22 protein-coding genes and 1 pseudogene are annotated in these 19,734 nt (G+C 70.2%); 10 read left to right on the forward strand and 13 right to left on the reverse strand.

Translation table 11 applies throughout. The features are described 5' to 3' along the window. Positions 1-74 precede the first annotated feature (74 nt). The 3 genes from LBW94_RS31540 (at position 75) to LBW94_RS31550 (ending at position 3,379) form a co-directional block, all read left to right on the forward strand. Positions 75-2,687: an ATP-dependent RNA helicase gene (locus tag LBW94_RS31540; protein WP_225059265.1), complete on the forward strand. Its 2,613-nt coding sequence runs from the start codon at positions 75-77 to the stop codon at positions 2,685-2,687. A gap of 84 nt (positions 2,688-2,771) precedes the next feature. Further along, the gene (locus LBW94_RS31545; protein WP_225059266.1) at positions 2,772-3,116 is read left to right on the forward strand and encodes a type II toxin-antitoxin system Phd/YefM family antitoxin; all 345 of its coding nucleotides are present in this window, start codon (positions 2,772-2,774) and stop codon (positions 3,114-3,116) included. Then, complete coding sequence (locus tag LBW94_RS31550; protein WP_225059267.1) at positions 3,113-3,379, forward strand: Txe/YoeB family addiction module toxin; 267 nt, start codon at positions 3,113-3,115, stop codon at positions 3,377-3,379. The genes LBW94_RS31545 and LBW94_RS31550 overlap by 4 nt, the downstream gene beginning before the upstream one ends. A 71-nt stretch (positions 3,380-3,450) precedes the next feature. On the opposite strand, the gene LBW94_RS31555 is transcribed toward LBW94_RS31550, so the two are convergent. The 4 genes from LBW94_RS31555 to LBW94_RS31570 form a co-directional block, all read right to left on the reverse strand. Next, on the reverse strand, positions 3,451-3,837 hold the full coding sequence (locus LBW94_RS31555; RefSeq protein ID WP_225059268.1) for a DUF779 domain-containing protein: 387 nt from the start codon (positions 3,835-3,837) through the stop codon (positions 3,451-3,453). Then, complete coding sequence (gene adh, locus LBW94_RS31560; protein ID WP_225059269.1) at positions 3,837-5,354, reverse strand: aldehyde dehydrogenase; 1,518 nt, start codon at positions 5,352-5,354, stop codon at positions 3,837-3,839. Before adh ends, LBW94_RS31555 begins: the two co-directional genes overlap by 1 nt. A 125-nt stretch (positions 5,355-5,479) precedes the next feature. Next, on the reverse strand, positions 5,480-6,721 hold the full coding sequence (locus tag LBW94_RS31565; protein ID WP_225059270.1) for a transcriptional regulator: 1,242 nt from the start codon (positions 6,719-6,721) through the stop codon (positions 5,480-5,482). 74 nt (positions 6,722-6,795) lie between these two features. After that, complete coding sequence (locus LBW94_RS31570; RefSeq protein WP_323137969.1) at positions 6,796-7,371, reverse strand: TetR/AcrR family transcriptional regulator C-terminal domain-containing protein; 576 nt, start codon at positions 7,369-7,371, stop codon at positions 6,796-6,798. On the opposite strand from LBW94_RS31570, the pseudogene LBW94_RS31575 reads away from it, so the two are divergent. From LBW94_RS31575 to LBW94_RS31585, 3 genes and pseudogenes are all read left to right on the forward strand, one after another. Continuing rightward, positions 7,337-8,065: pseudogene (locus LBW94_RS31575) on the forward strand (ATP-binding cassette domain-containing protein); the annotation flags it as partial. The gene LBW94_RS31570 and the pseudogene LBW94_RS31575 overlap by 35 nt on opposite strands. A gap of 14 nt (positions 8,066-8,079) precedes the next feature. Beyond that, complete coding sequence (locus tag LBW94_RS31580) at positions 8,080-8,856, forward strand: ABC transporter permease (RefSeq protein ID WP_225059364.1); 777 nt, start codon at positions 8,080-8,082, stop codon at positions 8,854-8,856. A gap of 45 nt (positions 8,857-8,901) precedes the next feature. Continuing rightward, positions 8,902-9,648, forward strand: coding sequence for a hypothetical protein (locus LBW94_RS31585; protein ID WP_225059271.1), 747 nt, complete (start codon positions 8,902-8,904; stop codon positions 9,646-9,648). An 18-nt stretch (positions 9,649-9,666) separates the two neighbouring features. On the opposite strand, the gene LBW94_RS31590 is transcribed toward LBW94_RS31585, so the two are convergent. Both LBW94_RS31590 and LBW94_RS31595 read right to left on the reverse strand, forming a co-directional pair. Further along, positions 9,667-10,341 (reverse strand): TetR/AcrR family transcriptional regulator, encoded by a 675-nt coding sequence (locus tag LBW94_RS31590; protein ID WP_266272621.1) that lies wholly within the window; start codon positions 10,339-10,341, stop codon positions 9,667-9,669. Between the two features lie 150 nt (positions 10,342-10,491). Then, entirely contained in the window at positions 10,492-10,761 is a 270-nt protein-coding gene (locus LBW94_RS31595) for a hypothetical protein (protein ID WP_225059273.1), read from the reverse strand. Here LBW94_RS31595 and LBW94_RS31600 point away from each other — a divergent pair. Together LBW94_RS31600 and LBW94_RS31605 are read left to right on the forward strand one after the other, a co-directional pair. After that, entirely contained in the window at positions 10,748-11,011 is a 264-nt protein-coding gene (locus LBW94_RS31600; RefSeq protein ID WP_225059274.1) for a hypothetical protein, read from the forward strand. The two genes, LBW94_RS31595 and LBW94_RS31600, sit on opposite strands and share 14 nt — an antisense overlap. A gap of 48 nt (positions 11,012-11,059) precedes the next feature. After that, a complete protein-coding gene (locus LBW94_RS31605) occupies positions 11,060-11,737 on the forward strand; it encodes a TetR/AcrR family transcriptional regulator (RefSeq protein WP_225059365.1) in 678 nt (225 codons plus the stop codon). A gap of 84 nt (positions 11,738-11,821) precedes the next feature. Here the strand turns inward: LBW94_RS31605 and fadD8 are convergent, their stop codons facing one another. The 7 genes from fadD8 to LBW94_RS31640 are packed head-to-tail and all read right to left on the reverse strand — an operon-like array spanning position 11,822 to position 18,692. Next, positions 11,822-13,426, reverse strand: coding sequence for a fatty-acid--CoA ligase FadD8 (gene fadD8 / locus LBW94_RS31610; protein ID WP_225059275.1), 1,605 nt, complete (start codon positions 13,424-13,426; stop codon positions 11,822-11,824). A 24-nt stretch (positions 13,427-13,450) separates the two neighbouring features. Next, positions 13,451-14,656: a thiolase C-terminal domain-containing protein gene (locus LBW94_RS31615; protein ID WP_225059276.1), complete on the reverse strand. Its 1,206-nt coding sequence runs from the start codon at positions 14,654-14,656 to the stop codon at positions 13,451-13,453. Positions 14,657-14,699: 43 nt separating this feature from the next. Further along, a complete protein-coding gene (locus LBW94_RS31620) occupies positions 14,700-15,482 on the reverse strand; it encodes an enoyl-CoA hydratase-related protein (protein WP_225059277.1) in 783 nt (260 codons plus the stop codon). Then, a complete protein-coding gene (locus LBW94_RS31625; protein ID WP_225059278.1) occupies positions 15,479-16,639 on the reverse strand; it encodes a thiolase domain-containing protein in 1,161 nt (386 codons plus the stop codon). Before LBW94_RS31625 ends, LBW94_RS31620 begins: the two co-directional genes overlap by 4 nt. Before the next feature lie 13 nt (positions 16,640-16,652). After that, a complete protein-coding gene (locus tag LBW94_RS31630) occupies positions 16,653-17,729 on the reverse strand; it encodes a lipid-transfer protein (RefSeq protein ID WP_225059279.1) in 1,077 nt (358 codons plus the stop codon). Continuing rightward, the gene (locus LBW94_RS31635; protein ID WP_255634583.1) at positions 17,722-18,198 is read right to left on the reverse strand and encodes a Zn-ribbon domain-containing OB-fold protein; all 477 of its coding nucleotides are present in this window, start codon (positions 18,196-18,198) and stop codon (positions 17,722-17,724) included. Before LBW94_RS31635 ends, LBW94_RS31630 begins: the two co-directional genes overlap by 8 nt. A 29-nt stretch (positions 18,199-18,227) precedes the next feature. Next, the gene (locus LBW94_RS31640) at positions 18,228-18,692 is read right to left on the reverse strand and encodes a Zn-ribbon domain-containing OB-fold protein (RefSeq protein ID WP_225059281.1); all 465 of its coding nucleotides are present in this window, start codon (positions 18,690-18,692) and stop codon (positions 18,228-18,230) included. A gap of 237 nt (positions 18,693-18,929) precedes the next feature. On the opposite strand from LBW94_RS31640, the gene LBW94_RS31645 reads away from it, so the two are divergent. Both LBW94_RS31645 and LBW94_RS31650 read left to right on the forward strand, forming a co-directional pair. Beyond that, positions 18,930-19,244: a hypothetical protein gene (locus tag LBW94_RS31645; RefSeq protein ID WP_225059282.1), complete on the forward strand. Its 315-nt coding sequence runs from the start codon at positions 18,930-18,932 to the stop codon at positions 19,242-19,244. A gap of 189 nt (positions 19,245-19,433) precedes the next feature. Beyond that, entirely contained in the window at positions 19,434-19,721 is a 288-nt protein-coding gene (locus LBW94_RS31650) for a hypothetical protein (protein WP_225059283.1), read from the forward strand. Positions 19,722-19,734 lie beyond the last annotated feature (13 nt).

Below are 19,734 nucleotides of genomic sequence, written 5' to 3' on the forward strand. Positions count from 1 at the left end.
GTCGCGCCGGTCTGTCGGCCGCCCAGGGAGGTTCGACCTCCGGCTCGATCGGGGATTCGGCAGACTGGTCGGCGATGAAACTGCCCGAACTTCCCGACCTCCCGGTGCGTCCGGTCCTCGGCGATGTCGCCGCGGCGCTGACCGCCGCGGGCACGGCGGTGCTGGTCGCGCCACCTGGAACCGGCAAGACGACGCTGGTGCCGCTGGCGCTGGCCGCGCAGACCGGCGGCAAGGTCGTGGTGGCGGAGCCCCGGCGACTGGCCGCCCGTGCGGCCGCCGCGCGGATGGCCGCGTTGCTGGGGGAGCAGGTGGGGGAGACGGTCGGCTACTCGGTGCGCGGTGATCGCCGGGCCGGGCCGCGGACCCGCATCGAGGTGGTCACCTCGGGCCTGCTGGTCCGGCGGTTGCAGGGTGATCCGGAACTGGCCGGGGTGGACGTGGTGATGCTCGACGAATGCCACGAGCGGCACCTGGACGCGGACCTGTTGCTGGCGCTGTTGCTCGACGCCCGCGACGGGCTGCGGCCGGACCTGCGCGTGCTGGCGACCTCCGCGACCGTCGCGGCGGACCGGCTCGCGACCCTGCTCGGCGACCCGGCCCCGGTGATCGAGGCCCACGGCCGCACCTACCCGGTGCAGATCGCCTACACCCCGGCCCTGCCCCGCGAGCGATTCGAGGCCCAGGTCGCGCGGGCCACCCGGGCCGCCCTCGCGGAATCGGCGGGCGACGTGCTGGTGTTCCTGCCGGGTGCGGCCGAGATCCGCAGAGTCACAGCACAATTGGCCGGAATCGGCGAGGTGGACATATTCCCCCTGCACGGCCGGCTGTCCACCGCCGCCCAGGACACCGCTCTGCGCGCCGGATCACGCCGGCGAGTGGTGCTGTCGACCGCCGTCGCCGAATCCAGCCTCACCGTGCCCGGAGTACGGGCCGTCGTGGACGGCGGCCTCGCCCGCGTCCCCCGGATCGACCACCGCCGCGGCCTCGGCGGCCTCGCCACCGTCCGCGTCTCGGCCGCCGTCGCCGAACAACGCGCCGGCCGCGCCGGACGCGAAGGACCGGGCCGGGCCTGGCGCTGCTGGCCGGAGAACGAACACGCCACCCTCCCCGCCTATCCCGAACCGGAGATCCGCACCGCCGACCTCACCCGCCTGGCCCTGGAACTGGCCTGCTGGGGCACCCCCGACGGCAGCGCCCTGTCCTGGTGGGACCCGCCACCACCCGGCGCCCTCGCCGCCGGCCGCGCGGTCCTCACCGCCCTCGGTGCCCTGCACGACGGCGAGGTCACCACCCGAGGCCGCCGCATGGCCACCCTCGGCCTGCACCCCCGCCACGCCCGCGCCCTCCTCGACGGCGCCGCCGAGATCGGCCCGCGCGCCGCCGCCGAAGTGGTCGCCGTCCTGGACGACGACACCCTCCTCCCCGGCATCGACCTGATCACCGGCCTGCGCACCCTCCGCACCGACCGCCCCGACCGCTGGCGCCGTGAGGTCCAGCGCCTCACCCGCCTGCTCGACGACCGCCCCGCCCGCGGCCGTCGCGGCGATGCACAGGCCGGAGTGCCGGATTCATCGGTCGAGCAGTCGTCGGGAGCGGCGAATTCGGCGAGCACGCCGAGCAATTCGCTCGGCACGCGGACCGGTGGCATGGCGCGCTCGAATCCCGAAGCAGTGCAACCCGGCCCATCCGGCGGACGACCGGCGTCCGATGGTCCTGGTGGCGGAGATCCCGCGCTGATCGTGGCGCTGGCCCACCCCGAGCGGCTGGCCCGCAGGCGTACACCCGGCTCGGCGAGTTATCTCATGGCCGGAGGTACCGCTGTCACCCTGCCGCCGGGATCCGGCCTCGGCGACGCGGAGTGGCTCGCGGTGGCGGTGGCCGACCGGGATCCGGGCATGGCGGAGGGGCGAATCCGGCTTGCCGCCGTCGCCGACGAGCAGCTGGCCCGCCGTGCCGCGGCGGCGCTGCTCGTCACCGGCGACGAGATCGAGTGGGCCGACGGTGACGTGATGGCCCGGCGCATCACGCGACTTGGTGCGATCACGTTGTCCGACAAGCTATTACGGGCGCCAGATATCGGCGCGGTGGCGGCGGCCGTGCGCCGCGGACTGCGCGCCGAAGGACTCGGTGTGCTGCGCTGGAGCGAGGACGCGACCACACTGCGTCACCGCCTGGACTTCCTGCACCGCACCCTGGGCGACCCCTGGCCCGCGGTGGACGACGAGTCGCTGCTCACCGACGAGACCTGGCTCGCACCGGAACTCGCGACCGCCCGCCGCCGCGCCGACCTGCGACGCATCGACGCCGGCCAGGCACTACGCCGCCTACTGCCCTGGCCGGCGGCGGCCCGCCTGGACGAACTCGCGCCCGAACGCCTGGAAGTGCCCTCCGGCAGCCGAATCCGCCTCGACTACACCACCGACCCGCCGGTCCTCGCGGTCAAGGTCCAGGAGATCTTCGGCTGGACCGAAACACCCCGCCTCGCCGAAGGCCGCATCACCCCGGTCCTGCACCTGCTCTCCCCGGCCCGACGCCCGGTCGCGGTCACCGCCGACCTCCCGTCCTTCTGGCGCACCGGCTGGCCCCAGGTCCGCGCCGACCTCCGCGGCCGCTACCCGAAACACGCCTGGCCGGAGGACCCCACCACCGTCCCCGCCCATCGAGGCACTGCTCGCAACGCCCGGTGACGAACGCCGAGTGGTCGGTGAGTGCAGCCGGAATCAGCCCGGTCAGCCCATGACCTCCGCCCCGGTCGGGATGCGGACGCCGTGATGTCGTACTCGATCACGTACGGGACAGTGCTATCCTGGTCGAAGTTCGACTGGGAGGTCATCACCATGCGCGCAATGCACGCCAGCGAGGCCCGTGCCAACTTTGCTGCTGTTCTGGATGCGGCCACCGAGGACAGTGATGAGGTGATCATCACTCGCAGTGGTGGCAAGGAAGCGGCAGTGGTCGTCAGCCTGCGTGAGTGGGAGGCGATGAAGGAGACCGCCTACCTGCTGTCTCATCCCGCAAACGCGGCTTGGCTGGCCAGAGGGATTGCCGAGGCCGAGGCGGGGCGGGTACAGCCCCGCGAACTCGTCGATGTCGATGACGAGGGCACCGAAGAGTGACACGCAAACTCACGTTCACCGATACCGGCTGGACGGACTATGCGGGGTGGCAGCAGGACCGTCAGATGCTGAAGAAGCTGAACCGTTTGATCGACGACATCCGGCGTCATGGCAATGCGGAGGGCATTGGAAAGCCGGAGCCATTGCGTCAGAACTTGACCGGGTGGTGGTCGAGACGTCTCGATAGTGAACATCGCATCGTCTATCGTGCCGATGACGAGAGTGTCGTCATCATCGCTTGCCGGGGACACTACGAAAATTGAGTCCACTACCCCTGCGCAGTCGAGTTCCAGCGCAGGGGTAGCGAGGCTCTGCCGGTAGCCTGGGGCGCCGGTCAGCCCATGACCTCCGCCCCGGTCGGTGGTGGGGTCAGCTCGCCGAGTTCGGCGTCGGTGAGCAGGCGGGAGCGGATCAGGAAGCGGACGCCCTCGGGGGCTTCCAGGGAGAATCCGCTGCCGCGGCCGGGGACCACGTCGACGGTGAGGTGGGTGTGTTTCCAGTATTCGAACTGGTCGGCACTCATCCAGAACGGGGTGTCCGAACTCACCGTGCCCAGCAGGACGTCCGCTGCTCCTACCCGGAATTCGTTGCGCGGGTAGCACATCGGAGCGCTGCCGTCGCAGCAGCCGCCGGACTGGTGGAACATGACCGGGCCGTGTTGCCCGATCAGGGTGCGCACCAGGGCATCCGCGGCCTCGGTGAGCTCGACCCGGGTGGGCATCAGAAGAACCCGAGCTTTCGCGGCGAATAGCTCACCAGCAGGTTCTTGGTCTGCTGGTAGTGGTCGAGCATCATCTTGTGGTTCTCGCGGCCGATGCCGGACTTCTTGTAGCCGCCGAAGGCGGCGTGGGCCGGATAGGCGTGGTAGCAGTTGGTCCACACCCGGCCCGCCTTGATGCCGCGGCCGAGGCGGTAGGCGGTGTTGGCGTCGCGGGTCCACACGCCGGCGCCGAGGCCGTAGAGGGTCTCGTTGGCGATCTTCAGGGCCTCGTCCACCGAGTCGAAGGTGGCCACCGACACCACCGGGCCGAAGATCTCCTCCTGGAAGACCCGCATGTCGTTGCTGCCCTTGAAGATCGTGGGCTCGATGTAGAAGCCGTTGGGGTAGCGGTCCACCTTGCGGGTGCCGCCGCCGGCGAGCACCTCGGCGCCCTCCTTCCGGCCGATGTCGAGGTAGGACAGGATCTTCTCGTACTGGTCGTTGCTGGCCTGCGCGCCGATCATGGTGGCCTCGTCCAGCGGGTCACCGCCGACGATCGCCTTGGTGCGGGCGATGCAGCGTTCGATGAACTCGTCGTAGATCGAGGAGTGGATCAGCGCGCGCGACGGGCAGGTGCACACCTCGCCCTGGTTCAGCGCGAACATCACGAAGCCCTCGACGGCCTTGTCCAGGAAGTCGTCGTCGGCCGCGGTCACGTCGGGCAGGAAGATGTTGGGGCTCTTGCCACCCAGCTCCAGCGACACCGGGATGATGTTCTCGCTGGCGTACTGCATGATCAGCCGACCGGTGGTGGTCTCACCGGTGAACGCGACCTTCGCCACCTTCGGGCTGGACGCCAGCGGCTTCCCGGCCTCGACGCCGAAACCGTTGACCACGTTGAGAACTCCCGGCGGCAGCAGATCCGCGATCAGCTCCACCACCTGCAGGATGGAGGCCGGGGTCTGCTCGGCGGGCTTGAGCACCACCGCATTTCCGGCGGCCAGCGCCGGCGCCAGCTTCCAGGCGGCCATCAGGATCGGGAAGTTCCACGGAATGATCTGTCCCACCACGCCGAGCGGCTCGTGGAAGTGGTAAGCGATGGTGTCCGTGTCGATTTCGGCGATGCTGCCCTCCTGGGCGCGGATGGCACCGGCGAAGTAGCGGAAATGGTCCACCGTCAGCGGCAGATCCGCCGCCTTGGTCTCCCGGACCGGTTTGCCGTTCTCCCAGGTCTCCGCGACGGCCAGCGCCTCGAGATTCGCCTCGATCCGATCGGCGATCTTGTTCAGGATGTTGGCGCGGTCGGTGGTGGAGGTCGCGCCCCAGCTGTCGGCGGCGCGATGCGCGGCGTCCAGGGCCAGCTCGACATCGGCGGCCGACGACCGCGCCACCTCGCAGATCGTCTCCCCGTCGACCGGGGACGGATTGTCGAAGTAGCGGCCCTCGACCGGTGCGGTCCACTCGCCCCCGATGAAATTCTCGTATCGGGCCGGGTAATCGACGATGCTGCCGTCCGCGCCGGGCTTGGCGTAGATCATGGCTGTGCTCCTCGCTGAGTCGAGACGGTCAGTGATGTGGATCACTATGCTCAGCTCGGGTTGGCGGAAGGTTGACGACACGGCGATGCGGTGGCGGCATTTCGCTGCGCGGCGCCGGCGGCCGCTCAGCGGCGCAGCGCGGTGTGCAGCCGGGCCACCGCGACCGCCCGCCGGGCATCGTCGGCGGGCAGCAGCCGCAGCGCGTGCTCGTGCACGGCGATGTCGTCGGGTACCCGGTCGCCGTAGTGCAGCGCGTGCGCCGGGTCGGGATCGGCGAGTACCGCGGCGCGCACCCCGACCGCGAGATGATCCCGCCACTCCACGATGCCGGGCGTGTCGGAGCCCGGCAGCAGTGGTCCGCGATACAGCCGGACCGCGGTGTCGGTGTCCCCGGCCGACAGCGCGCCCACCAGGTCGGCCGCATCGCAGGACAGCGGTGTGGTCAGCTGGTACACCCGGGTGGCGATCTCGCCGCCGGTGGCCCGCCGCAGGTGTGAGACATCGGCCTTCAGCGTGCTGGAACCGGCCGGGCGGTCGCCGTAGATGGCGTGGTGCAACCGTTCTCGGGTGAATCCGCCGGGCTCCAGCGCGAGCAGCGCGAGGATCTCCAACTGCCGCGGCCGCACCCGGACCGGCCGGCCGTCGCGGGTGAGCCCGGCCGCGCCGAGGCAGCTGAGCCGGATACCGGTGTCGGTGCCCGGCGCCGCGGCGGTGTCGGCGCGCAACTGGGTTTCGATGGCGCTGACCAGGGTTCGCACGGTCGACATGGCGAGCGGATTGGAGCGATCCCAGGAGGCCGACAGATCCAGGACGCCGAGGCGCCGCCCGTCGGCGGCGTGGATCGGCGCGCAGTAACACACCCAGCCGTGCAGCGCGGCCACCAGGTGTTCGGCGGAGAACACCGTGCTCGGTGCGCCGGTGCGCAGCGCCAGCGACAGCGCGTTGGTGCCCATGTGCGCCTCGTCCCAGCGACCGCCCGGCGCGAAGTTCACCTGTTCGGCACGGCGGCGCATGGCCGTTCCGCCATAGGACCACAGGATGGTGCCGTCGGCGTCGGTGACCGCCGCGATGTATCCGGCGTCGTGCGCGATGCTGTGCAACTGCCCGGTGAGCGCGGTGACCGGCCCGCGCAGCGGCGAGGCCGCCCAGCGCGATCCGATGTCGGCGGAATCGTCCGGGGCGCAGGTGGTTTCGGGATCGACGGTGCGCATCGAGCGCAGCCAGGACTGGGCGACCTCACGGCGCACCCCGGACTCGGCGGCGCGATCGGGGGCCGGTGGGGCCGGCGCGGCGGAGGCGGGAACCCAACGGGTCCATTCCCGTTCCAGCGCGGCCCGCCGCCGCGACAGGCTGCTGCGCTGCGTCATCGGCAGTCCTTCGCACGACATTCTCGCGAACCATCATGCCTCACCCGTGCACCAGGTGACGGCGACTTCGGTCGTCAGTCCGCGGCGCCCGCGTGGAATTCGTCGACGAACCGTTCGTAGCCGTCCAGCAGCCTTGCCAGGCAGAACTCGAAATCGGCGTCCTCCCAGTCGACATCGTCGTCCTCGAAGGCGCGCGAGGTCAGCGCCCGAACCAGCGCCGGGAACCGCGCGGGGTCGAGTACCCGGGCGAGGACCTGCGCGTAGGCGCTGTCGTCCGTACCGGCCGCGGTATCGCGCTGGAACCTGGCCCGCCCCATCACGTAGAGCGAAAGGTTCAGCACCATTTGCAGTTTCAACGGCTCGGGGATGCCCGAGCCGTTGAATGCGGCGAGCCCGGCGTTCAGCCACGCCATGTTGTTGGGGCCCATCGGCGGTGTGGAGACCGGGATGTCGAGCCACCACGAATGCGCGCTCATCGCCTCGAACTCCGCCCGCGCCCAGTCGTGCAGCGCGGTGCGCCAGGGGGTTCCGGGCGGGAGGTGTGGCGGGCTGCCGATCACCCGGTCGGAGACCAGCTCGATCAGGGTGTCCTTGCTGTCGACGTAGCGGTACAGCGAACCCGACGCGGTACGCCGCCTGATCGGTGTCACCGGTCAGTACGCCGCGGTCGACGAGGTGCTCACCGCCACCGAGAATCTGCGCCTGGTCGGCGATCTGCTGCACCTGCGCGGCGCCGAGGCCGCCCGCCGCGCCGACGCCCTGCTGAAGCGTTTCGACCTGCTCGCCGCGGCGGGCAAACGGGCCGGAACGCTGTCCGGCGGCACCCGCCGCCGGCTGGATCTGGCCATGAGCCTGATGGGCGATCCGCGCATCGTCTTCCTGGACGAGCCCACCACCGGGCTCGATCCGCGCAGCCGCCGGGAGCTGTGGGCGGTGATCCGGGATCTGGTCGCCACCGGGGTGACGATCTTCCTCACCACGCAATACCTGGACGAGGCCGATCAGCTGGCCGACCGGATCGCGGTGCTCGACGGTGGCGCGATCGTCGCCGAGGGCACCCCGGCGGAATTGAAGCGGCTCGTGCCCGGCGGCCACATCCGGCTGACCTTCACCGATGCCGACGGCCTCGCCGCGGCCGCCCGCGCGGTTCCCGCCGCCGAGGTGGACCCCGCGCAACTGGCGCTGCGGGTGCCCTCGGACGGCAGCGCGGGCCGATTGAAGGCGCTGCTGGACCATTTCGACGATCACGCCGTGACGATCGGCGAACTCGCCATCCACACACCGGATCTCGACGACGTGTTCTTCGCACTCACCGGGTCGGCGGCCGGAAAGGACCCGCGATGAGCAACGACACCACCATGATCCGGCCGCCGCTGGCGATCCGGGCGGTCCGCGAGGTGCGGACGATGACCGGGCGCAACCTGCGCCACACGCTGCGCAGCCCCGACACCGTGATCATGACGGTGGCCGTGCCGATCATGATCCTGCTGCTGTTCGTGTACGTGTTCGGCGGGGCGATGCGCGTCGACGGCCACTACGTCGACTACGTGGTCCCCGGAATCATCCTGCTGTGCGCGGGTTTCGGCTCCGGGACGACCGCGGTCGGGGTGTGCACCGACATGCGCAACGGCATCGTGGACCGGATCCGGGCGCTGGCGGTGTCGCGCTCGTCGATGCTGACCGGGCACGTGGTCGACAGCGTGGTGCGCAACCTGATCACCACCACGCTGGTGGTCCTGGTGGCCGTCGCGATCGGCTTCCGGCCCACCACCGATCCGCTGCGCTGGCTCGGGGTGGTGGGCCTGGTGGCGCTGTTCGTGCTGGCATTGTCCTGGCTCGCCGCCGCATTGGGCCTGCTGGCGGCGAATCCGGAGGCCGCCAACGGATTCACCTTCGCCTACATGTTCCTGCCCTATGTCAGTAGCGCTTTCGTGCCGCCGGACACCATGCCGGGGTGGCTGCGCTGGTTCGCCGAGAACCAGCCGATCACGCCGATCATCGAGACCGTCCGCGGTCTGCTGATCGGCACGCCGACCTGGCATCACGCCGGTCTCGCGATCGGCTGGTGCGTCGCGATCGCGCTCGCCGGGTACCTGCTCGCCGGTATTCTCATGCGCCGCCGCACCCGGGATTGACCCCGGGCTTGCTCGCCGAATGGCCTTCGGGTACAGACAGGTTCCATGAGAATGCGAATGTCGGTGGCCGGTATCGGGGCGTTGTGCCTTCTGCTCACCTCCTGCCGTCTGCACGGACATCCGGTGCCGGTGGCCGACGCCCCGCCCGCGGCGGCCCCCACGAGCACGGCGGCGGCCGCGTCGCCGGGCACCTCGCTGCCGGAGCTGACGGCCTGGGTGCAGGCCGGTCAGTCGGCCGACCGCGGTGGTTTCCACACCGTCACCCGCGACGGCGCGAGTACGGACCTCGGCGACGACGTGGCATTCACCAGTCCGTCGCAGAAGATCAAGTGCATGACCACCGGGAAGTCGTCCCCGTACGGCGAGGGCCTCAGCTGCCTGGTGCAACTGGTGGACGCGCCCGCCCGCCCGTCGTCGGTCCCCGGCGATTCCAACTGGGTCGGCGGCTGGCTGGACTATCCGGGCGACGCGCTGAACGTCGGTGCGCAGCACGGTGATCCGGCCCAGTTCGTGAACGGCTACGGCGCGGTGCTGAACTACGGCAGCCGGCTCACCTTCGGCGACTACGACTGCCGGATGGACACCAGCGGGCTCACCTGTGTCGACCGCAGCGCCGGATCCGGGGTGCGGATCAACGATTCCGGCGTGCAGCCCGCCGGCTGCCTGGAGAAGACCGATCCCGGTGTGCACGCACTGGCCTACTCCTGCAACGCCTCCGACTCGTCGTCGCCGGACACCGGCACCACCACCACCGCACCCACGCCGTCCGCCTCGGCGACCCCGACCCGGTAGCCCGGGGCGGGGCCGCCGTCAGACCGGCCCGTCCCCGGGCCGGTCGTCGGCGAAACCGAAGGCGCAGAAGGTCCAAACCTCCTCGGCGTTGATCGGGCGGCCGGGGAAATCGTCGTTGCTGCCGATGGATTGGGCCAGGAACAGCACCATCTGCGTCATCAGGATGGCGGTCCGCTCGGCGTCCACCTCGGTGCGCAGACGATGTGCGGCGCCGACCTTCTCGATCAGCTCGGTGAACAGCGCCACCAGCGGGGTGTGCGCGAGCTGGACCTCGGTGGGATGGGTCACCAGCAGTTGCGTGGCGAACTCGGTGAGCAGCGGGCGGATCGGGGCCGCATCGGGCCGGGACAGCTCGAACAGCTCGTGACAGGCCGCCCGCAGCCGTTGCACCGGATCGGTGTGCGCGCCGGCCGCGTCGTGGATCTGATCGGCCAACTGCGCGAGCGCGTCCTCGTAGAGGGCGAGCAGCAATTCGTGTTTACCGCTGAATTGCAGGTAGAACGTGCGCAGCGACTGCCCGGAGCGATCCACCACCTCCTGCACGGTGAAATCGGTGTTGCCCTTCTCCACGATCAGGGCGCGGGCGGCCTCCAGGCATTCCTGAACTCGTTGCTCCGCACGGAGTTTCGCGGTCCGGATGGATCGCTCCACCGCGCGTTGCTTCCATACCGGCTCTTTCCTGAAGGTGCCCACCGTGTGATCGGCCTTTCGCCAGCGTAGGAGAGCAAGCTTACACTCCGACTATCTACCAATTCTCGAATAGGAGAATAGCATTCTCGCATAGCATGTATGCGGAAGTTGACAGTCATTCGCCGGTCGAATTCGGTGAGCGCCGGGTTCGGGCTACCAGCTGCTGCCGGATCCACTGCCCGTCGGCGGGCGGTAGTAGCCCGGTCCCTGCCACACCGGCGGTTCGTCGTTCCAGATCCGCGGCTGGTGGAACCGCCAGTCGCCGTGGTGGCCCCGGTGGTGGCCCCAGATCTCGTCACCCTGCTGGACGGCCGGCGGGTTGGCCAGTGCCGCCGCGGCGGTGAGCCCCACCGGCGCCACGGCCACGGCCGCGATCACCACGATGCGGGCCGCTGTTCTTGTCAGTGCTGTGTTGTGGAACATCGGATCTCCTGAGTTCGGACGGCCGGTGTATCCGGACCAGCCGTTCACAATGATGCCGATATCCAATGTACCGTTATATATCGGTGAGATCCACTTTCGCGGAGACTTTTCTGATATCGCAGCTAGATGTGTGGATCTCGACCCGGATGGAGGTCCGGTCGAGTGGTCGACAGATGACGTGCCGTCACTTGGCGGCATATTCAAGATCCAGGCGGCCGCGGCCGGTGTGGTCGATCTATCGGTTGATTAGATCACATGATAGAGATTCGGCGCGGTCCGCGGCCCCCGCGTGACTAGAATGCGCCTGGTGACCAGTGCGAACGGGAGTGAATTGCGGGTGAGCGAAGCCGAACTCGCGATGCCCACCGAACGCCGGCTGGTGCTGGCGGCGGAACGGCTGTTCGCCGAACGCGGCATCGACGGCGTCTCGCTGCGCGCGGTGATGGCCGCCGCGGGCACCAACGTGGCCTCCGTGCACTACCACTTCGGTTCCAAGGACGCGCTGGTCGAGGTGCTGATCCGGCAGCGCAGCGACGAGGTCGCGGGCCGGCGCGGCACGCTGCTGGACGAGATGGAACAGCGCGGCCCGGTGACCGTCCGGCAACTGGCCGAGGCATTCGCGCTGCCGGTCTGGGAGATGGCCACCGGCGACGGCGCCGCCTGGGTCAAATTCATCGCCGGGATCATCGGCAGCGGACATCCGGCGCTGGCGCTGGTCGCGGAGGGCTTCACCGAGCAGGCCGTGCGGTTCATGGCGCTGCTCACCGCCGCCCTCCCCGAATTGCCCGGTCCCACCGCGCGATTCCGCCTCGCGCAGGCGATGACGCTGACCTTTCAGGTGCTCGGCGACGTGCACCGCACCCAGGACCTGATGGCCATCTCGGGCCTGCGGCTGAGCCCGGACCAGGTCTACGCCGAACTGGTCGACGTGGTGACCGCGATGCTGTCCGGGCCCCCGCCCCACTCAGTGTCCTAGAGTTCGCTCCGCTGAGTGTCCGAGAGTTCGCTCCGCTCAGTGCCCGAGAGTTCGCTCCGCTGAGTGCCCGAGAGTTCGCTCCGCTCAGTGCCCGAGTAGCTCCTGCGCCAGCACCCGGATCGCCTTCTTGTCCGGCTTGCCCAGCACGGTCAGCGGCAGCGCCTCCACCGGCAGCACGTGCTTCGGCGACTGCACCGGGCCCTTGCGCTGTTTCACCGCCGCCTGGATCTCCGCGGTGACGGTCGCGACGCTGCCCTGGTCGCGCGCTTCGGGTTTCAGCACCACCACCGCGGTGACCGCCTCACCCCACTGCGGATCGGCGACACCCACCACGGCGACCTCGAGCACCTGCGGATGTTCGGAGACGACATCCTCCACCTCGCGCGGGAACACGTTGAAACCGCCGGTGACCACCATGTCCTTGCTGCGGCCGACGATGTGCAGGAAACCCTCGCCGTCCTCGCGGGCCAGATCGCCGGTGCGCAGCCAGCCGTTGCGGAACGTCTCCGCGGTCACCTCCGGCAGATTCCGGTAGCCGTTGGCCAGCAGCGGTCCGGAGACACAGATCTCGCCGACCTCGCCCGCGCCGACGGCGTGGTCCTCGTTGTCCAGCAGGGCGACCCGCAGCGCGGCGGCCGGGCGGCCGCAGGAGGTCAGCCGCTGCTTGTCGTGCTCGTCCTTGGCCAGATAGCTGATCACCATCGGCGCCTCGGACTGGCCGTAGTACTGCGCGAAGATCGGGCCGAACCGGTCCATGGCCTCGATCAGGCGGTTCGGGTCGATCGCGGAGGCGCCGTAGTACACCGTCTCCAGCGACGACAGGTCACGGGTGCGGCTGTCCGGATGATCGAGCAGCGCGTAGATCATCGACGGCACCAGCATGGTCGCGGTGATCCGGTATTCCTCGATGGCGCGCAACACTTCTCCCGCGTCGAAGCGCGGCAGCACGAAGCACTGCCCGCCGAGCAGCACGGTCGGCAGGAAGAACGCCGCCCCGGCGTGGGACAGCGGGGTGCACAACAGGAAGCGTGGCCGCCGCGGCCATTCCCATTCCTGCAACTGGATCGCCGTCATCGTCGCCATCCCGCCAGCGGTGCCGACCACACCCTTCGGCTTGCCGGTGGTGCCGCCGGTGTAGGTGATCGAGATGACGTGGTCCGGTGCGAGTTCGGTGGCCGCGATGCCCGGCTCCGGTTCGTACTTCGCCACCTCCTCGAGCAGGTTCACCCCGACCTCGGCCAGCGCGTCCGGAACCGGGCCCAGCACCAGCACTTTCGTCAGTTCGGGCACCCGGTCCACCAGATCGCGAGCGCGTTGCACGAACGGCGGCAACGGATCCAGGATCAGCGTGGTGATGCCCGCGTCGGCCAGCACGTAGGCGTGGTCGTCCAGGCCGCCCATGGGATGCAGTGCGGTGCGGCGATGTCCGCGCACCTGGCCCGCGCCGAGGATGAACAGCACCTCGGTGCGGTTGAGCGCCAGCAGCGCCGACGGGGTGCCGGTGTCGACGCCGTGCGCCGCGAAAGCCTGGATGTACCGGCTGATCTCGGCGATCACGTCGGCGCCGGTGAGCACGGTGTCACCGAGGGTCATCACCGGCGAGGTGCGGTGCCGCCGCAGCCCGGCCAGCAGCGAATGGCCGTTGTGCACCGGAAGTCGCAGCCGCGTATCGGGATCGATGGTCGTCATGGAGTCAGCTCCGATCGGTTGCCGTCAGTTCGGTGCCGCGCCGGCGGGCGCGGCGTAGGCGGTGACCATGCAGGCACCGCCGAGGCCGAGGTTGTGCGCCAGGCCGATTCGCGCGCCCGGCACCTGGCGGTCCCCGGCCAGCCCGCGCAACTGCCAGCACAGCTCCGCGGCCTGTGCCAGTCCGGTGGCCCCCAGCGGGTGGCCCTTGGAGATCAGCCCGCCGGACGGATTCACCACCCAGCGGCCGCCGTAGCCGGTGGCCCCGGATTCCACCAGCGCGCCGGATTCGCCGGGCGCGCACAGGCCCAGCGCCTCATAGGTGATCAGCTCGTTGATCGAGAAGCAGTCGTGCAACTCGACGACGTCGATATCGTCGACGCCGATTCCCGCGCTGTCGAACACCTTTCGCGCCGCGGCGCGGGTCATCGGCGCGCCGACGGCGTCGATCATCGAACCGCCGGCGAACGCCGAGGCGTCGTCGGTGACCAGTTCCTGGGCCAGGATCTCCACCGCGTGGCTCTCGAGGCCGTGGGCGGCCACGAAACCCTCGCTCGCGATCACCGCGGCGGCGGCGCCGTCGGACATGGGGGAGCACTGCGAGCGGGTCAGCGGCCCGTGCACCGGCCGGTCGCCGAGCACCTGCTCCAGGGTGTACGGATCACGGAACTGCGCCAGCGGATTCCGGGTCGAATGCTCGTGGTTCTTCACCGCCACCGCGGCGAGCTGTTCGACGGTGGTGCCGTAGCGGCGCATGTGCTCGATCGCGGCGTTGCCGAAGAACTGGGTCGTCATCGGCGCGCTGCCGAATTCGAACTGCCCGGCCATCACGCGCAGCTGCGCATCGATGGTGGTGACCTTCGGGGCCGCGCCCGACCCGGCCATCGCCTCCTTGGTCATCTGCTCGAAGCCGACGGCCAGCGTCACGTCGGCCAGCCCGCCGCCGACCCATTCCCGGGCCAGCATCAGCGCGGTCGAGCCGGTGGCGCAGTTGTTGTTGACGTTCACGATCGGGATGCCGGTCAGGCCGACGTCGTAGAGGGTGCGCTGGCCCGCCGCCGACGGCTGGAACACGTACCCCACCGCGGCCCGCTGGATCCGGTCGTAGCCGATGCCCGCGTCGTCCAGCGCGGCCCGCACCGCCTCGCCCACCATCTCCGGATAGGTCCACTCCCGGGATCCGATCTTGACGAACGGTGTCATGCCGACACCGACGACGAACACCCGTCGCATCCTGACCCTCCTCACTGCTCCCCGAGCATGTACCGCCCGCGTCCTACTGTCCGGTGAATCTCGGTTCCCGCTGCTCCAGAAAGGCTTTCCGGCCCTCGCGCGCGTCGGCGGAGGTGATCACCTCACGCACGAAGCGGGCCTCGATCGCGCGCGCGTCCGCGTCGGGCAGCCAGCCGCTGGCGAGCATCGCGGCCTTGGCGTGCCGGACCGCCAGCGGCGAATTGCGGGCCACCCGGTCGGCGAGTTCGTGCGCGCGCTCGAGTGCCGTGCCCGCCGGGACCACATGCCCGATCAGGCCGAACTCGTACGCCTCCCCGGCGGTGAGCGGATCGCCGGTGAGGATCATCTCCATCGCCTTGGTGTACGGGATCTGCCGCTTCAATCGCACCGTCGACCCGGCGCCCGGGATCAGCCCGCGCCGCACCTCCGGCAGCCCGAACACCGCGTTCTCGGCGGCGACGCGAATATCGGTCTGCTGCAACATCTCCAGGCCGCCACCGAGGCAGGCGCCGTTGACCGCCGCGATCAGCGGCTTGCCCAGCGGCCGGGTCAGCAGCAGGCCGCGGCCGAGCACGCCGGGATCGAGCTCTGCGCGCCGCCGCCCGTCGGTCATCCAGCCGTCTCCGAGATCGCCACCGACGCAATAGCTCTCGCCCGCGCCGGTGAGGATCGCCACCCGGATCGCGGGGTCGGCGTCGATCTCCGCCCAGGTGTCCGCGAGCAACTCGATCATCGGCAGGTTCAGCGCATTGCGGCGCTCCGGCCGGTTCATGGTGACCACCACGACCGCCCCGGTGCGCTCGACGAGCACGGGTTCGGCCGTCATGCGTCCGGCCGTTCGCTGCCGACCACCCAGAGCGCGTGGAACTGGGAGGCGCCGCCCATCGCATGGCCGATCGCCCGCCGGGCATCGGGCACCTGGCGGTCGCCCGCGAGGCCGCGCACCTGGAGGGCCGCCTCCAGGAAGCGCACCAGACCGGTTGCGCCGGTGGGGTTTCCGGACAGCACGCCACCGGACGGGTTGATCGGCAGCCGGCCCTCGAACCGGGTGACGCCCGCGTCCACCAGCCGCCAGCCCTCGTGCAGCGGGGCCAGGCCGATGTTCTCCAGCCACATCGGCTCGTGCCAGCTGTAGGGGATGTAGAGCTCGGCGACGTCGATCTCGCTGGCGGGGTCGGTGATTCCGGCCTGCCGGTAGGCGTCGGCGGCGCATTCGGTTCCGGCGCGCGGGTTCACCTCGTCCCGGCCCGCGAAATGGCCGGTCTCGGTGCGCCACGACATGCCGTGGATCCAGGCCGGTGGCCGCTGCGGGCTGCCGACGTCGGCGGCCCCGGTGAGCACGATCGCGGCGGCGCCGTCGGAGGAGGGGCACGATTCCAGGTAGCGGATCGGATCCCACAGCACCGGTGAGTCCCGGACCTTCTCGACGGTGATGTCCGGCATGTGGATGTGCGCGTACGGATTACGCAGCGCGTTGCGCCGATGGTCCACTGCCACCTGCCAGCCGATGTGCTCGGGGGCGTTCGCGCGGCGGATGTACTCCCGGATCACCGGCGCGAAATGCCCGCCGGCCCCGGCGCCGAGCGCGGCACTGAACGGCAGTGGCCGCGACAGCGCCCAGGTGAAATTGCCTTCGGACTCCTTGGAATACGCGGCCACCAGCACCCGCCGGGCCAGGCCCGCCTGGATCAGGTGCGCGCCGTAGATCGCCGCGTGCCCGCCCACGCTGCCGCCGGTGAACACCCGGGTCACCGGTAATCCGCGCGCGCCCAGCGCATCCGCGAGATACAGCTCCGGATTCATCACACCGTCGAACAGATCGGGGGTCTTCGACAGCACCACCGCGTCGACCTCGCCGAGCTCCAGGCCGGCGTCGGCGAGCGCGGCGGCGACGGCCTCACGCACCAGCATGCCGATCGTCACCTCCCGGCGCTTGGCCTGTTTGCCCTGGCCCACCCCGATCACGGCGATCGGTTCATTCATGGCTGCCGCCCCTTCACGATCCGTCACCGGCCAGCAGGCAGACCAGATTCTGTTGCAGCGCTTGACCGTTGGTCGCGTGCGCCAGTGCCCGTCCGGCGCGGCCGGTCCGGATCGCCGCGGCGGCCTCGGCGATGCGCAGCAGCCCGGTGGCCGTGGTGGGCCGCCCGGCCAGCGGCCCGCCGGAAGGATTGAGCACCGTCGACGCGGTGAGGCCGAATTCGCGGACCAGCAGCGGCTCCTGGGCCGAGTACTCGGTGTGCAGTTCGGCGACGTCGACCGCGGCGGCCTCGAATCCGGCGCTCGCCGCGGCCTGGCCGGCGGCCAGCCGCGCCGACGGGGCCCGGGTCAGATCGCGGGCGCCCGGATAGTGGCCGTCCATGCGGTGGTCGATCCCGCGCACCCAGGCGGGCCGGTCGCACAGTTCGCGCGCGGTGTCGCCGGCGGCGAGCACCACCACCGCGGCCGCGTCGCCGACCGGCGAGATGTCGTGCGCGCGCAGGGGACTGGCCACGTACGGGGCCGCGAGCAACGTTTCGACCGCCACCTCGCCGGATACCTGGGCGTACGGATTGTCCTGCGCGGCAGCGAGATTGCGGGCGACGATCCGGGCCATCTCCGGCTCGGTGGTGACCCCGGCCTGGAGTAGCGCGTGGGCCTGGATCCCGGCGATCGCGTCGCGATGCGGTCGCAGCGGGGTCAGATAGTAGGGGTCCAGCTGGGTGGGCACGATCTGATCGAGATCGGCGGGCAGTGAGCCGCGCCCGATCCCGTACACCAGCGCGACGTCGCCGTGCCCGAGTTGCAGCCAGGTCCACGCCTCGTGGAAGGCCCAGGCCGCGTCCATCTCCACGTGCGATTCGGAGATCGGCGGCCAGGCGCCCACCGCGTCGAGCGATTCGATGTAGGCGAAGGTACGGCCCTCGTGGAAATCGTGACTGCCGGAACACACGAAATCGACGCGCTCCCGGTCCAATCCGAGGCCGCCCAGCGCGGCCCGCAGCACCGGCAGCAGGATGCCCGCCATGTCGTCGCGCCGGTTCGCGGCCAGGCACGGCGATTGCGCGCTGCCGACGACGGCCACCTCACGCATCGCCGTCACCTGCCCGGTCGCCGCCGGAGTCCGGCGAAACCCGCTGCGGCACCGGCCGATAGTGCCGGATGCTGGTCCACGACGCGGCCGGTTCGCCGCCGGCCCACACCGGCTCCACCTCCATGCCGATCCGCACGTCGGCGATCTCGATCTCGCGGATCAGGTGCATCAGCCGGGTGTCGGCGCCGTGCGGGCGGATGTGCGCCACCACGTAGGGCGGTTCGATCTGCTGGCCGGGGAACGGGAAACTCACGACGCAGAAGGTGGAAACCGTACCGCGCCCGTCGAGTTCGGTGGTCGCGCCGAGTTCGACCAGGCAGCGCGCGCAGAACTCCGGCGCCGGCAGGTACACCCGGCGGCAGGACGGGCAGGCGCGCGCGAGCAGCCGCCGATGCGCCAGCCCGCGCAGGAAACTCGATCGCCCGGCGCCCGCCACGAAGGTGTAGTCCATCCGCAGCGGGGTGGGCATCACCCGGACCGGTTCCGGCAGTGGCCGATTCACGGCCGCTCCAGCGGCTCGAAGCACACCAGGTCGCGCAGCTCCCCGCGCGGCTGTTCGGCCCAGCGTGCCCGCACCCGCAAGCCGCGCCGCAGCCGGTCCGGATCGCCGCCGGTGTCGACCGCGTGGAAGAAGCTGCCCTCGGTACCGTCCACGGCGACCAGCGCCCAGGCGAAGGGATGCGGCACCGGATCGCCGGCGCGCGGCGGCACCCAGGTCCACGCTCGCACGCTGCCCTCCGGTTCCAGATCCACCAACTCGCTCAGCGGCTCCCCGGTCACCGGGTCGAATTCCGCCGGCGGGCACAGCACGGTGCCCCGGCCGGTGCGCACGCCGAGCAGTCGCCGTTCCCGCAGGCCGCCGAGGAAGGTGCCGACCATCGTGCCGGTCGTGCGTTCGAACGGGAACGCGATCTCGTATCCCGCGCACAGGCTCTCGCCCCCGGCCCCGTCCTCGTCGACCATCGCGCGCTCCTTCCTCCGAGCCCGGAGTCTGCCTCAATCAAGTGATTAAATCAAGTGCTTGAACGCCGTGAGCGGCAGCGGGTGACGCCGGGGTGGCGGTAATTCGACGCGCGAATCACGATTCGCTTGGAATCAGATGTGAGTTCGCTGGGGATCTGCGGTATTTCATTGAAAGTGCCGCGAGAATGGCGTGAAGTGTTAGCGGTCCCCATGACCGGCAGCAAACCGGAAGAGGTAATGGTTGTGAAATCGAAACTATTGGCGCCACTGTTCATCGCGCTGGCCGCGGGTGTGATGACGGTGCCCGCGATCGGGGCGGCGAGCGCGAGCCCGGTCGATCTGCCCGGACTGGTGCACCAGCAGCCGCCGGGGCCCTGGGATCGCGATCACGACGGCGATCACGACGGCTGGGGCGGCTTCGAGCGGCCCGGCTTCTTCGATCCGCGCGATCCGTTCCACAACGACTGGCACTGCGACCGGCGCGGCCGGTGGCACGACGACGAGCACGACCGCTGGGGTCACGATGATTTCGGGCGCTGCCACGTCTGGTGACCACAGTTCTCGGCACGGCCGCGGCACCGCCTGACGGGCGGGTCGCGGCCGTATTCGTCGAACGGCGCCGAGCTGTGTGCGAGTGCTGAGTATGCTTACGGTTAGCTGATTTCTCTGGAGCTTTCACCCGGCATGCACTGTACTGATTTCGGTCCCCGCGATTCCCAGGAAAAAGAAAGGGATTTCGACGTGAAGCGAAAACTGATCGGTACTTTGTTCGTGGCCGCCGCATCCGGTGCGCTGCTGGCCGGCCCCGTGGCCGGCTCGGCACTGGCGGACCCGCCCGGGGGGTGGGTGCACCAGCAGCCGCCGGGCCCGGGCGATCAAGGCCCGGACTGGGGTGGTTTCAACCGGCCCGGCTGGGCGGACCCCGCCGATCCGTTCCACAACGACTGGCACTGCGACCGGCACGGCCGCTGGCACGATGACGAGCACGACCGCTGGGGTCACGACGACGGGCGTTGCCACGTCTGGTGATGCTCCCGGCTGA

The sequence above is a fragment of the Nocardia sp. alder85J genome (genome assembly GCF_020176955.2).
Taxonomy (GTDB): Bacteria; Actinomycetota; Actinomycetes; order Mycobacteriales; family Mycobacteriaceae; genus Nocardia.